Consider the following 13,265-nt stretch of genomic DNA (forward strand, 5'->3'; position numbering starts at 1 on the left):
TTCCCCCCCCCCCACCCGCCCCTGTTGCCGGCCCGCCGCCCGGGGTAAAACCCCCCCCCCCCCAAAAAAACCCCCATTTAAAACCCCCCCCCCCCCCCCCCCCCCCCGCGGGGGGGGGGCCGCGGCGTATGTATGTCAGCCCTTCCAATACCATCCGGCGGCATGCCAGGATGCGACGCGGGTGTTGGAATTTGCCTCGAAACCCTCCAGCCCTTCCTTGCGGCCGAACACGTTGGTGGAGGCAAACAGAGGCAGGAACGGCAGATCCTGACGGACGATTTCCTGCACACGCAGATAAATGGCGCGCCGCACTTCCCGATCGAAGGTGCGGGTGCCCTTCTCAAGCAGCGCATCGACCTCCGGGTTGGAGTATTGGCCTGTGTTCGAGCCCTTTCCGCCCTTCGCGACGATCGCCTTGGTGTGCAGGCGGTTGGAAACGTCGGGGTCGCCCGCGATGACATTTGTTACACCGGAGATGGCTGACTCGAACTGCGATTTGAGCCAGAAATCGCCCCACATGACGGCGGCCGGCAGGTTCGAGATGGTCATCTCCACCCCGATCTCGGCGAATGTCTGCTGCAGGAACTGCTGCGTCTGCTCGCGCAGGTGGTTGCCGGAGGTGGTGGAGTTGGCGAACGACAGACGCACCCCGTCCTTCACCCGTATTCCATCGGCTCCGGGTACCCAGCCGGCCTCGTCGAGGATCTGGCCCGCGCGCTCGAGGTTGAACTCCTGGGCCGGCAGGTTCGGATTGTAGTAGTAGGAACTCTGCGGCATGAACGTCTCGGTGGGGGTGTGGACCCCGTAATAAATTGCTTCGAGGATCGCTTTCCTATCGATTGCGGCGTAGAGCGCCTGGCGGACCGCCGGGTCCTTGAATTGCGGCTTCTCAAGATTGAGATAGATCGACTCGACCGATGCCCCAGGCTCCAGCTTGACCACACGATCCGATAGTTTGCTGGCTTCCGCGTAGTGGTCGGCGGTTATGAATGCTTGGTCGACAAGATCAATGTCGCCGCTCTTGAACTGGGTGTAGAGCACCGTCATGTCGGGGATGTATTTGAAGACGAGCCGCTCCAAATAGGGGCCCTCCCCGACATAATCCGCGTTCGCGACGAGTTCGATATGGTCACCGGCAACGCGCTGCGCCCACTTGAATGCGCCAGTGCCGACAGGCGCCTGATTGAAGGCGGCGGCGTTAGGGTCGGCCTCTTTTTCGAGGATGTGCTTGGGAACCATGAAGGTTTCGGCGAGAAACGACAGGTAGGGGGCGAAAGCCTCCTCCATCCGCCAGGTCAACTCGGTCGGCGAGACCACCTTGATATCGCGCACCAGCGAATGGCCGGCCGTGCGCCAGGCGCGGAATTGCGGATTGGTGATGAGCTCAAGAGTGAATTTCACATCCTCAGCCGTGAAGGGCTTGCCGTCGTGCCAGCGGACGTCGTCACGCAGGCGGATGCGCCACTTAAGACCGTCCTCTGAAATGTCGCCGTTTTTCTGGCTTGGCACTTCGACCGCAAGATTGGGCTGAAGAACGCCTTTGGGATCCATGCGGAAGAGCGCATCGAAAAGCGAGAAATGCACAGCGTCGTCGACCTCGATATGCGGCATCAACGGATTGAACACGGTGGGTTCCTGCGAAAGTCCGACGACGACGCGACCGGTTGGGCTCGCTGGCGGGGTCTGGGCGAAGGCGGGCTTGCCCAACAGATTGGGCGCAATGAGGCCTGCCGCCCCGCCTATCGCCATCAATCGCAGTGCATCGCGCCGCGAGTAGTTTGATTTGGTGTCTGAGCGTTCAGTCATTGGAATTCCCCTTGTTCTGGCGGCATCCGCCGTGGCTCTTACCCATTTGCTGCAACCGGACGGGTAGATCCCGGCTGCTCTCCAGGAATCGCCGCCACCAGCTCACGCGTGTAGGCTGATTGCGGGTCGAGGAAGATTTGCGAGGGCGGTCCGCGTTCCACGATCCGCCCTTTCTGCATCACCGCGATTTCGTCGCAGATCTGGCTGGCGACGCGCAGGTCGTGGGTGATGAAGATCATCGAAACGCCGGTCTCCCGCCGGATCTGGTCCAGCAGCTGCAGGATCTGGGCCTGGATCGACACGTCGAGCGCCGACACAGCTTCGTCGGCGATCAGCAGCTTCGGTTTGAACATCAGCGCCCGAGCAATGCCTATGCGCTGGCGCTGCCCACCGGAAAATTCATGCGGAAAGCGACCAAAGGCGCCGGCATCGAGTCCGACATGAGCCAGGAGCGCCTTCGCCTCATCACGCGCCTGGGCATAGGGCGTCCCGTGCGCGACTGGGCCAACGGTCAGGATGTGGCCGATCGTCGATCGCGGGTTGAGCGAGGCGAAGGGATCCTGGAAGATCATCTGAACCCGCGGCCGCAGCGGGCGGAATTCGACTTCGGAAAGCTTCGCGATGTCGCGGCCCTCGAACAGAATCCCGCCGCCGTCGCTGTCCAGCAGCTTGATCAGGAGCCGGCCAAGCGACGATTTGCCGGAACCGCTTTCGCCCACAACGCCCAGCGTACGCCCGGGCGCCAGATCGAACGAGACCTCGTTGACCGCGGGCACGACGCGCTGCGAGCCGAACAGGGAACTGCCGCTGCGGTAGGTCTTAACCAGGCCTTCGACCTTCAGGATCGGCGCTTTGTCGGCCGTCTCCAAAGGAACGCGGTCCTCACCGGTCAGGTGCGGGACGGCTGCGATAAGACGCCGAGTGTAGGGATGGCTAGGCGACTTCAGGACCTGTTGGGCGCTACCCTGTTCGACGATGTGGCCCTTCTCCATCACGACGACACTGTCTGCGATCTCGGCCACCACCCCGAAGTCGTGGGTGATGAACATGACGCTCATTCCCTTGCGGCGCTGAATGTCGCGGATCAGGTCCAGAATCTGTGCCTGGGTGGTCACGTCGAGCGCGGTCGTCGGTTCATCCGCAATCAGGATCGTGGGCTCGAGTGCCAACGCCATGGCGATCATAACCCGCTGCCGCTGCCCGCCAGAAAGCCGGAACGGATACTGATGGTACATGAGTTCGGGGTCGGGCAGCCCCACCTCGGTCAGCAACTCGATAGCGCGGCCGCGACGGGATTTCGGGGTGCCGACGCCATGCGCCGCCATGACCTCGTCGATCTGCGCGCCCACCGTCATCAGCGGGTTGAGTGCAGAGAGCGGATCCTGGAAAATCATCGAGACAACCCGGCCGCGTAAGCTGCGCAGCTTGTCGGGCGACAGGCCTATGATGTTCATCCCATCCAGCTGGATGGCGCCCGAGGAGACGCGGATCACCTTGGGCAGAAGCCCCATGATCGCATTGGCTGTGACAGACTTTCCCGATCCGGATTCGCCGATGATGCACAGGATCTGTCCGCGCTTCAGGTCAAAGGAGATGTTCTCGACGGCATGGGTCCGTTCCATGCCTTCCGGCAAACTCACCGTGAGGTCGCGTATCGAAAGCGCCACATCGTGGGGGGCTACGGCCTGAATGCTTGCGATCATCGAGATCACCTCCCCTTTCAACCGAGCGGGTCCACGCTGTTGCGGACCGCATCATCGCCCTTTGAGCAGAAGCGCCTCACTGTAGCGGCCGTCGTCTGGCCATCTCGGCGCTTCGCGCCCTGAGGCTGCGAGAAACGGATTCTGCTCATCCTGGCGGCTCCCTTGATGAAATCCGGTCCGTGTACCGGACACTGTTCCCTTTTCTTGGAGAAATCTCCGAAGGCGTAAGCCAGCCTATCGGAAGTCCTCTGGAGCTTGCCTGCCATAAGGAAGGGCTGCTCCGTTCTTTCAGCCAGTTTGACTGTTTTGTTTCCGCAGAGTCATCGAAACTTGGCCCTCGCGCGGCAGGAACTTCTGAAAAGAACGTCCAGTTCGGCATTTCACTCTGCAGCTGTTCGGCGTCCGCGACATGATCAGGCAACCATATCCTTCATGCGGTAATAGGCCCCACGACGGGCAGGAATCAGGGCTTCCGGCGTGCGTCGGCACCCTGTGCCAGAATTCGGTCGAGCGGATCGGTGTCGGTGCGGCCCATCGCAATGTCGGCCAAGGCACTGCCGATCAGGGTCGGCAACTGTGCGTCGCGCTGTGAGTAGCCATGCCTTGGATGACGCGACTGTATGAAGTGTACTCCTGCTTGCCCCGGTGACAGCGAGCTTTTCTCCGAACAATTGCCCGTCCTAGGGGCCGCTGGCCGCACGATATTCCGTCCAGGCACAAACTTCGCAGCCTGCCTCTGCAGGCGGCAGGTTAGGATGCTTCAAATTACCGGAGTCCCCATCCATGCCCGCGCCGCTCATGCACATCGATGCCAGCCCTTCCCTGCCTCGCGAGGCGGACGTCGTCGTCATCGGCGGCGGCGTGGTAGGCGTATTCACGGCATATTATCTCGCACGCCGCGGTGTCAGCGTTGCCCTGCTGGAGAAGGGGCGCGTTGCCGCCGAACAGTCCAGCCGCAACTGGGGCTGGTGCCGCCAGCAGAACCGTGACGCGCGCGAGTTGCCGATGGCAACCAAGAGCCTCGATCTCTGGGAAAAAGTGGCGCAGGAGACTGGCGAAGACACCGGCTTTCGCCGTTGCGGGCTGCTCTATCTCTCGCAGAACGACGATGAACTCGCAGGTTGGGCAAAGTGGCGCGATTTTGCAAGGACGGTCGGCGTCACGACACATATGCTGAGCGCGGAAGAAGCCACCGAACGGGGCAAGGCGACCGGCCGCAAATGGAAGGGCGGCGTGTTCTCGCCAACTGACGGAACGGCGGATCCTTCAAAGGCGGTGCCCGTTGCCGCGCGCGGCATCATGGCGGCCGGCGGCACGGTACATCAATACTGCGCGGCTCGCGGCATAGAGTTGAGCGCCGGCCGGGTCAGCGGTGTCGTTACAGAAGCGGGAACCATCCGGACAACGACCGTGGTCATGGCCGGAGGCGCGTGGGCTTCTTCCTTCTGCAACCAGCTTGGTATTCGTTTCCCGCAAGCTGCCGTGCGTCAGTCCATTCTAGCCGTAGCGCCGGGCGCAAATGGCCTGCCGGATGCCCTGCATACCGCGCGCGTCTCGCTGACGCGGCGCGGCAACGGTGGATACGCGCTGGCGATCAGCGGGCGGGCGCGCGTCGATCCAACGCCGCAGCAGCTCAGGTTCAGCCGCGAGTTCGTGCCCATGTTCGCCCGCCGCTGGCGCAGTCTGGCCCCGGGAGCGTTCGAGGGCTGGCGTCAAGGTCATGAAAGCCTGAGGAAATGGGTACTTGACGACGTGACACCAATGGAACGGAATCGGATTCTCGACCCCAAACCTGACATGAGGCAGATTCGCCTGACATATCAAAGAGCCTGCGAATTGCTGCCCGAACTCCAGCGCACCGCGATTTCTCATGCTTGGGCGGGCTATGTCGACAGCACGCCCGATGGCATCCCGGCAGTCGGTGAAATCGAGGGGATTCCGGGCTTCATCCTGGCGGCGGGATTTAGCGGCCACGGCTTCGGGATCGGCCCCGGCGCCGGGCATATGATCGCCGACATCATCACCGGCAGCGAGCCGATCGTCGATCCGCGTCCCTATAGGCCGGAGCGTCTGAAGACCGCTGCGTGGGGCAAGGTCGCTGAATTCTAAGAAGACCGATTTGCCAACGTCCAACCGGTCGCACACGAGATCGAGGCCGCGAGGCGGCCAGCTCGAAAACAGGGAAAGTGACGATGCGCGTATATGAGATTGCCGCCATTCCGGCCGACGGGATCGGCCCAGAGGTCATTGCCGCCGGTCTCCAGGCGCTTGAGACACTTGAAGAGCGCTGCGGCGACTTCAAGCTGCGCGTCCAGCACTTCGACTGGGGCTCAGACTACTACAAGGCCCATGGTCGGATGATGCCCGAGGACGGTGTGACGCAGCTGAAGCGTTTCGACGCTATCTTCTTTGGCGCGGTCGGTGCTCCCGATGTGCCCGACGACATCACTCTCTGGGGCCTCCGGCTGCCGATTTGCCAAGGCTTTGATCAGTACGCGAACGTGCGGCCGACCAGGATATTGCCGGGCATTGCTTCGCCGCTGGCGGGCGTTGGCCCTGGCGATCTGGATTGGGTGATCGTGCGGGAGAATTCCGAGGGCGAGTATTCGGGCCACGGCGGCCGCGCCCATCGCGGCCTTCCCGAGGAAGTCGGAACCGAGGTCGCGATCTTCACGCGCGTCGGCGTCACCCGCATAATGCGCTATGCATTCCGGCTGGCGCAGTCACGGCCGCGAAAGCTCCTGACAGTTGTTACGAAATCCAACGCGCAGCGGCACGGCATGGTAATGTGGGACGAAATCGCCGCCGAGGTGGCACGGGAATTCCCGGACGTCACGTGGGACAAGATGCTGGTCGATGCTATGACGACGCGTATGACGCTGAAACCACGGAGCCTCGATACGATCGTCGCCACCAATCTTCACGCCGACATATTGTCGGACCTTGCAGGCGCGCTTGCGGGCAGTCTCGGCGTAGCACCGACCGCCAATATTGATCCCGAGCGGCGCTATCCCTCGATGTTCGAGCCTATCCACGGCTCGGCGTTCGACATTGCCGGCAAAGGTATCGCCAACCCTGTCGCCACCTTCTGGACCGCCGCCCAGATGCTCGACCATCTGGGGGAAAGCGAAGCGGCCGACCGGCTGATGTGCGCTGTGGAATCGGTGACAAGGGAAGGCGTGCTGACGCCGGACGTTGGTGGCACCGCGACCACGCAGGAAGTAACGGACGCCGTTTGCCGGACGATCCGCGGTTCGAACGTGTGACAGGTTTCTGATGAAGCTCGACAAGATCGACATCAAAATTCTCTCCGAGCTGCAAAAGAACGGGCGGATATCCAACGTCGAGCTTGCCGAGCTGGTGTATCTGTCACCGAGCCCCTGCCTGATGCGGGTCAAGAAGCTTCAGGCGGAAGGCTTCATCACCGGTTATTCCGCCCAGATCGATGTCTCCAAGCTCGGGCAGACGTTGACGGTCTTCACCGAGATCACGCTCAGGAACCATCGGCAGAACGACTTCGCGCGGTTTCTTGCCACTGTCGAGAAGATCGATTCCGTCATCGAATGCCATCTTGTTTCAGGCGGCTACGACTACCTGGTGAAGTTTGTCACAGCGGGAATCACCGAATACCAGACGGTCATGGAGCGCCTTGTCGAAATGGACATCGGCATCGACAAATATTTCAGCTTCGTCGTGCTGAAATCCCCTATCGTGAAATCTCACCTGCCGCTCGACGCCATATTCGGCAGATGAGGAAGAGGCTGCCCCGCGCATGCGGCGGCAGTCTGGACGATCATCTTTTCATTGCTGCCCGCACGTCCTTGTCTTCGAGGGTTTGGTCCAGCGTCATCCGCGTGCGTTCGAGGATTCCATCGATATCGTCCTCCGTGCAGCACAACGGTGGCGCATAGCCCAGGATGCCGCTGTTGAAGGCGCGGATGATGAGGCCGTTCGCCCATGCGCGGTCGAAAATACGGCGACCCGGATCGGCTGCCGCTGGCAGCGGCGTCTTGCGCTCCTTGTCAGTGACCAACTCGACCGCGGCCAGCATGCCGCGACCGCGAATATCGCCAACCAGCGGGTGGTCGGCGAGCGAGCGAAGGCCTTCCATCAAGCGCTTCCCGGCCTTCCGCCCGTTCTCGAGCAAGCCCTCTTCGTAGAGACGCAGGCATTCCAGCCCCACCGCCGCGCTCACAGGATGGGCTGAATAGGTGTAGCCATGGCCGACAGGCGCTTTGCCGGCTCCGTCCGCGATCGTATTGTAGACATGGTCCGACATGAAGACTGCGCCCATCGGCACGTAGCCCGAGGTCAGTCCCTTCGCCGTGGTTATGAAATCCGGCACCACATCGTCCTCTTCACAGGCGAAGAGCGGACCGGTGCGGCCAAAGGCAGTGATGACTTCGTCGGCAACGAACAGAATGTCGTGTTCCTTGCACACGGCGTGCAGGGCCTTCAGCCAGCCTGTCGGTGGAACGAGGACACCGCCCGAACCCTGAATGGGTTCGGCGTAGAAGGCCGCAACGCGGTCCGCGCCGAGTTCCGCGATCTTGGCGCGCAGGGCCGCGACCGATGCGTCGATAATCGTCTGCGGATCGGAACCGACCGGATTGCGATAGGCGTAGTGCGAGGGAATCTTGTGCTGCCAGTCGTAAGGCACGCCGAAGCCCGCATGGAAAGCGGGGATCGCGGTCAGACCGGACCCTGCCGTCGAGGATCCGTGGTAGCCATACTCGACCGAGATGAACTGGTCCTTTTGCGGCGTACCCTTGGCATGGTAGTAGTAGCGGATGAAACGGATCGTGCTGTCGACTGCGTCGGAACCGCCCAGCGTGAAATAGACATGGTTCAGATCGCCGGGCGCCAGTTCGGCAAGTCTGGCAGCAAGACGAATGGCGGGCTCGGACCCCAGCCCGAAGTATCCCGTCGCATAGGGAAGCTCTCTTAGCTGCTTGGCCGCTGCCTCAACGACGCTTTCCTGCCCGTATCCGATGTTTACACACCATAGACCCGCGAATCCGTCCAGCAGCGTTTTCCCGCTTGCATCGGTCACCATCGCGCCCTTGGCGGATTTGAGCACCCGCACACCGGTTTCCTCGTGGCTCCGATAGCATGAAAACGGGTGAACCAGATGCGCGCGATCGAGTTCGATCAGTGAGTTTGCCAGCATTTCTTCCTCCGATTCAACCGAGTGCCTGACTGACCAACGCATATGTGCGGTGATGCACGGGCTTGCTTTCTTTGGGCGTGGCCATGGAGCGTCGCATCGTGATCCCACCGCCGACGGGCGCGAGCCCGCGCCCGGTGAGCCATTCAGCAAGATCCGTTGAAACGTCGGTATCGACACGGACGAACTGGCCCTGATGATGGGCGAGCAGAAAGTCGATCAGGGCTTTGGCCTCGGTACCGTTTCTCGCCACCACCGGCCCAATGACCAGCCCCCGGCCGAATGGCCGGATGGCGGAAAAGGCCTGGGTATCGCCTTCATCGCGAATGACAGCGAACTTCGCGCGCTCGCGAAGCAGCTTCATCAGCGCCGAACGGTCATGGCCAAATGCCTCGCGATCCAGCACCCCGAGGCGGGCAAGATCGCCGCTCTCGGCCCAGGATACACGGGCCGGCGCGGAAACAGGCAATGCCTCGCCCTGATGCTGTTCGATCTCGCCAGTCGTGACGAAGCCCAACTTCTCATAGAGCGGCAGACCTTCCCGTGTCGCCGCCAGGCAACAGGTGCGCTCACCCGCCTTGGCAAGCGCCTCTTCCATCATCTTTCGGCCGAGCCCGCGGCCGCGCATGGCCGCATCGACGATCACCATGTTGATGGCGGCGGCATCGTCGCCGTAGGGGGTCATCATGATGGTCGCCACCACGCGTTCTTCTTCCAGAGCGACGATCCCCCGGCTGACCGACTGGACCAGCTCCCAATCCTCGCGGCGATGCGGCCATCTAACTTGGCGAGACAACTCGACAGCACCTTCCAGGTGCCCCGGTGTCATCTCTTCAAGGATGATCTGTTGTGTGGTCATGATGAATTTCCGGCCTTCGTCTTCAGGTGCTAACGGTAGACCACCAAAGACAGCAGTTCCTCCCGACCGGCAGCCATGCGCGACGCGTTTTCACTATCCTTCGCCGCTCGCGCCGCATCTTCTGCCGAAGCATGGCCGACAGGCCGCGCTGCTCCCAAAGCTCGAAAGGACACGTGGCGCAACTCTCTGCCAAACCGGCGATGCAATACGAAACGATCTGCTTCAGGTCGCAGCGAATGCGGCCGTTAGTCTTCCAGATCTCCGACTATGGTGATCGTGGTACAGGCACGCTGTGCCGAGAAAACTAGGAGGATGGTCGCCATGTCGACGTTCAGACCGAAATATATCACCTTCGACTGCTACGGCACGCTCACCAATTTCGATATGGCCGGTGCGGCGCGGCGCGTCTACGGCGAGCGCCTCTCCCCAGAGGCAATGGCCAGCTTCGTGGAGGCTTTTAGAGGCTATCGCCTTGACGAGGTGCTGGGGCCATGGAAACCCTTCCTCGAGGTGGTGCAGAATTCCATCGAACGCAGCTGCAAGCGCATCGGTATCCAGTTCAAACCCGAAGATGCCCAACGCATCTATGACGAAGTGCCAACCTGGGGTCCGCACCCCGACGTCCCGGCTGGCCTGTCCAGAGTGGCCAAGGAAATCCCACTGGTGATCCTGTCCAACTCCATGAACAGCCTGATCATGTCGAATGTGGAAAAGCTCGGCGCGCCCTTTCACACCGTCATCACCGCCGAAGAGGTTGGCGCCTATAAGCCGCTGATGAAGGGCTTTGAATACATGCTCGACAAGCTCGGCTGCGGCCCTGAGGACATTACTCATGTGTCGTCCTCATTCCGCTACGATCTCATGACCGCCTATGATCTCGGTATCAAGAGCAAGGTCTGGGTGAATCGCGGCCACGAGCCCGCGAACCCCTTCTACGAATACACCGAGATCAAGGATATCGGAGGACTGGCCGCCGCCGTCGGACTGGAGCCCGTTCGGGAAGTTGCTTGAGGCTGGCGGGCCTCCGGCCATCGCGGCATCCGAAGTATCGAATGAGAAAGGGGCGGTTCGGCCGCCCCTTTCTCATTGCTTGTCTCGCTCTTGAGATTCGAAAAGGCCTCTAATTCAACCCGCCGACGTGAAGCGTCTTGACCTCCAGATATTCCTCAATCCCCAGCTGCGATCCTTCGCGCCCCAGCCCCGACTGCTTCACACCGCCGAACGGAGCGACCTCTGTCGAGATCAGGCCGGTGTTGAGCCCGACCATACCGAACTCCAGCGCCTCGGCCACACGCCACGATCGTTTGAGGTTTTCCGTGTAGAAATAGGCGGCAAGGCCGAAGGGTGTTCCATTGGCGATCGCGATGGCTTCCTCCTCGGTTTCAAAACGGAACAACGGCGCAACTGGCCCGAACGTCTCTTCCGACGCCAGCAGCATTTCGGTCGTGGCGTCGCCGAGCAGAATAGGCCGGGCGTATTGCTTGCCTTCCGGCACTGCTTCGCTCCGGGCAATTATCCGGGCGCCTTTCTCCAAAGCATCGGCGACATGCCGCTCGATCTTCTCGATGGCGGCCCCATTGATCATCGGCCCGATGACGACGCCCTCCTCTGTACCGGCGCCAACCTTCATCTCTGCAACTCGGCTGGCGAGCTTGGCAGCAAACGCCTCATAGATGCCGGCCTGCACGAGAATGCGGTTGGCACAGACGCAAGTTTGGCCGCCATTGCGAAATTTGGAGTTTACCGCCCCTTCGAGGGCGAGATCGAGATCTGCGTCATCGAAGACGATGAAAGGCGCGTTCCCGCCGAGCTCGAGGCTGAGCCTTTTGATGCCGTCGGCGGCGCCCTTCATCAGAAGCGCGCCGACGCGGGTTGAACCTGTGAAGGAGATCTTGCGCACCGTTTCGTTGGCCATCAGCTCTTTGCCGATCTCCGCCGGCATGCCGGTTACGATGTTGATAACGCCTGCCGGGATGCCCGCCCGCACCGCCAGGACGCCGAGCGCGAGCGCCGAAAAGGGTGTGAACTCCGACGGCTTGATCACCACCGTGCAGCCGGCGGCAAGTGCGGGCGCCACCTTGCGCGTGATCATCGCATTCGGAAAATTCCACGGGGTGATGACGGCGCAGACGCCGACTGCTTCCTTGAGAACCAGAATGCGGCGATCGGCAGTGGGTGACGGAATGGTCGAGCCACCGATCCGGCGCGCCTCCTCCGCAAACCATTTCACGAACGACGCGCCGTAGCGGATCTCCGCGAGCGCCTCGGCAAGCGGCTTACCCTGTTCCAGAGTCAGCAGAAGCGCCAAATCCTGTTCATGCCGGCGAATGAGGTCGTGCCAGCGTTCCAGCAGTCCCCCGCGCTCGGCATGAGTCTTCTTCTTCCAACTCCTGAACGCCTCGGCCGCAGCGCCGATCGCGGCCCTGGTCTCGTCGCCCCCCATGTCGGGAACGGTGCCGAGAACATTCAGGCTGGCAGGGTTGGTGACCTCGGCGACGGCCTTTGTGTCCGCGTCCCGCCACACACCGCCAATCAACGCCTGCTGGCGGAACAGGTCGGTATCGTTAAAGGTGCCAATCTTCGTGATCGCATTCATGGTCTTTTTCCTCTGCCCTTTCAGCTCAATGCCGCAAGCACGGCTCGCGTGATTGTTTCAGTCCGGTCCTTGCCTGCGATCGTGCCTATGCCCTGCGCGGTTACGGACTCGATCGCCGACATCACTTCGGCCGCAGCATGCCGCTCGCCCAGATGCTCCAGCATCATCGCACCGGACCAGACCGCGGCGATCGGATTGGCGACGCCGAGATGCGCGATATCGGGTGCCGAACCATGGACAGGCTCGAACATGGAAGGTGCGCTGCGATCGGGATTGATATTGGCAGAGGCGGCATAACCCAGCCCGCCCTGGATGGCCGCTCCGATATCGGTGAGGATGTCGCCAAACAGGTTCGAGGCGACGATTACGTCGAGGCTGTCAGGCGCCAGCACCATGCGGGCAGCCATGGCGTCGATGTGGTAGTGCGAGACCTCCACATCGGGATAGTCCTTCGCTATCTCGCGCGTCACCTCATCCCAGAAAACCATGGAATGTTTCTGCGCGTTGGATTTGGTCACAGATGCGAGCTTCTTGCGGCGCGCCCGGGCCTGTTCGAAACCGAAACGCATGATCCGTTCGACACCCGCACGCGTGAAGATTGCTGTCTCAATCGCGACCTCATTGGCTGTGCCGGAATGAACGCGCCCGCCGGCACCGGAATATTCGCCTTCCGTATTCTCGCGTACGCACAGGATGTCGAAACCATCGGATCGGAGGGGCCCCTGAACGCCCGGCAACAGCCTGTGCGGTCGTATGTTGGCGTACTGCGTGAACCCTTTCCGGATCGGCAGGAGCAGTCCGTGAAGCGATACTGAGTCGGGCACTTCGGCGGGCCACCCCACAGCACCGAGATAGATCGCATCGAATTTCCGCAGTATCTCGATGCCGTCTGGCGGCATCATTGCGCCGGTTTCCAGGTAATAGGCGCACGACCATGGGAAGCTTGTGCCATCAAGGGCGAAACCGCCGCGTTTTGCCGCCGCCTGCAGCACCTGCCATGCCGCCCCAGTCACGTCTTTGCCGATTCCGTCGCCGGGGATGAGCGCTATTTTATAGGTCGTCATTTGATGGAGGTCCTCATCCGGCACTAGCGTTTCATCGGAACAATAATGGACCACGCGCCGCATTTTCCGT

At 61.6% G+C, this 13,265-nt stretch carries 10 protein-coding genes; 4 read left to right on the top strand and 6 right to left on the bottom strand.

The window, feature by feature from the left end; genetic code table 11:
* Positions 1-135 precede the first annotated feature (135 nt).
* Complete coding sequence (locus tag AC0L3L_RS10940) at positions 136-1,806, bottom strand: peptide ABC transporter substrate-binding protein (protein WP_473637560.1); 1,671 nt, start codon at positions 1,804-1,806, stop codon at positions 136-138.
* 38 nt (positions 1,807-1,844) lie between these two features.
* A complete protein-coding gene (locus AC0L3L_RS10945; RefSeq protein WP_473637651.1) occupies positions 1,845-3,509 on the bottom strand; it encodes an ABC transporter ATP-binding protein in 1,665 nt (554 codons plus the stop codon).
* A gap of 783 nt (positions 3,510-4,292) precedes the next feature.
* Here AC0L3L_RS10945 and AC0L3L_RS10950 point away from each other — a divergent pair.
* The 3 genes from AC0L3L_RS10950 (at position 4,293) to AC0L3L_RS10960 (ending at position 7,262) form a co-directional block, all read left to right on the top strand.
* On the top strand, positions 4,293-5,618 hold the full coding sequence (locus AC0L3L_RS10950) for an NAD(P)/FAD-dependent oxidoreductase (RefSeq protein ID WP_473637561.1): 1,326 nt from the start codon (positions 4,293-4,295) through the stop codon (positions 5,616-5,618).
* An 83-nt stretch (positions 5,619-5,701) separates the two neighbouring features.
* Positions 5,702-6,775 carry a tartrate dehydrogenase gene (locus tag AC0L3L_RS10955; protein WP_473637562.1) on the top strand — a complete coding sequence of 358 codons (1,074 nt, stop codon included), beginning with the start codon at positions 5,702-5,704 and terminating at the stop codon, positions 6,773-6,775.
* Between the two features lie 10 nt (positions 6,776-6,785).
* On the top strand, positions 6,786-7,262 hold the full coding sequence (locus AC0L3L_RS10960; protein ID WP_123145906.1) for an Lrp/AsnC family transcriptional regulator: 477 nt from the start codon (positions 6,786-6,788) through the stop codon (positions 7,260-7,262).
* A 40-nt stretch (positions 7,263-7,302) separates the two neighbouring features.
* Here the strand turns inward: AC0L3L_RS10960 and AC0L3L_RS10965 are convergent, their stop codons facing one another.
* The gene (locus AC0L3L_RS10965) at positions 7,303-8,679 is read right to left on the bottom strand and encodes an aminotransferase class III-fold pyridoxal phosphate-dependent enzyme (RefSeq protein WP_473637563.1); all 1,377 of its coding nucleotides are present in this window, start codon (positions 8,677-8,679) and stop codon (positions 7,303-7,305) included.
* A 13-nt stretch (positions 8,680-8,692) separates the two neighbouring features.
* Positions 8,693-9,535, bottom strand: a complete 843-nt coding sequence (locus AC0L3L_RS10970; protein WP_473637564.1) for a GNAT family N-acetyltransferase — start codon at positions 9,533-9,535, stop codon at positions 8,693-8,695.
* A gap of 321 nt (positions 9,536-9,856) precedes the next feature.
* On the opposite strand from AC0L3L_RS10970, the gene AC0L3L_RS10975 reads away from it, so the two are divergent.
* On the top strand, positions 9,857-10,546 hold the full coding sequence (locus AC0L3L_RS10975) for a haloacid dehalogenase type II (protein WP_287174371.1): 690 nt from the start codon (positions 9,857-9,859) through the stop codon (positions 10,544-10,546).
* A gap of 109 nt (positions 10,547-10,655) precedes the next feature.
* Here the strand turns inward: AC0L3L_RS10975 and AC0L3L_RS10980 are convergent, their stop codons facing one another.
* The gene (locus tag AC0L3L_RS10980) at positions 10,656-12,131 is read right to left on the bottom strand and encodes an NAD-dependent succinate-semialdehyde dehydrogenase (protein ID WP_473637565.1); all 1,476 of its coding nucleotides are present in this window, start codon (positions 12,129-12,131) and stop codon (positions 10,656-10,658) included.
* A gap of 20 nt (positions 12,132-12,151) precedes the next feature.
* Positions 12,152-13,195: a tartrate dehydrogenase gene (locus tag AC0L3L_RS10985; protein ID WP_473488322.1), complete on the bottom strand. Its 1,044-nt coding sequence runs from the start codon at positions 13,193-13,195 to the stop codon at positions 12,152-12,154.
* Positions 13,196-13,265: the final 70 nt, after the last annotated feature.

The organism is Mesorhizobium sp. WSM4849 (assembly GCF_055811385.1).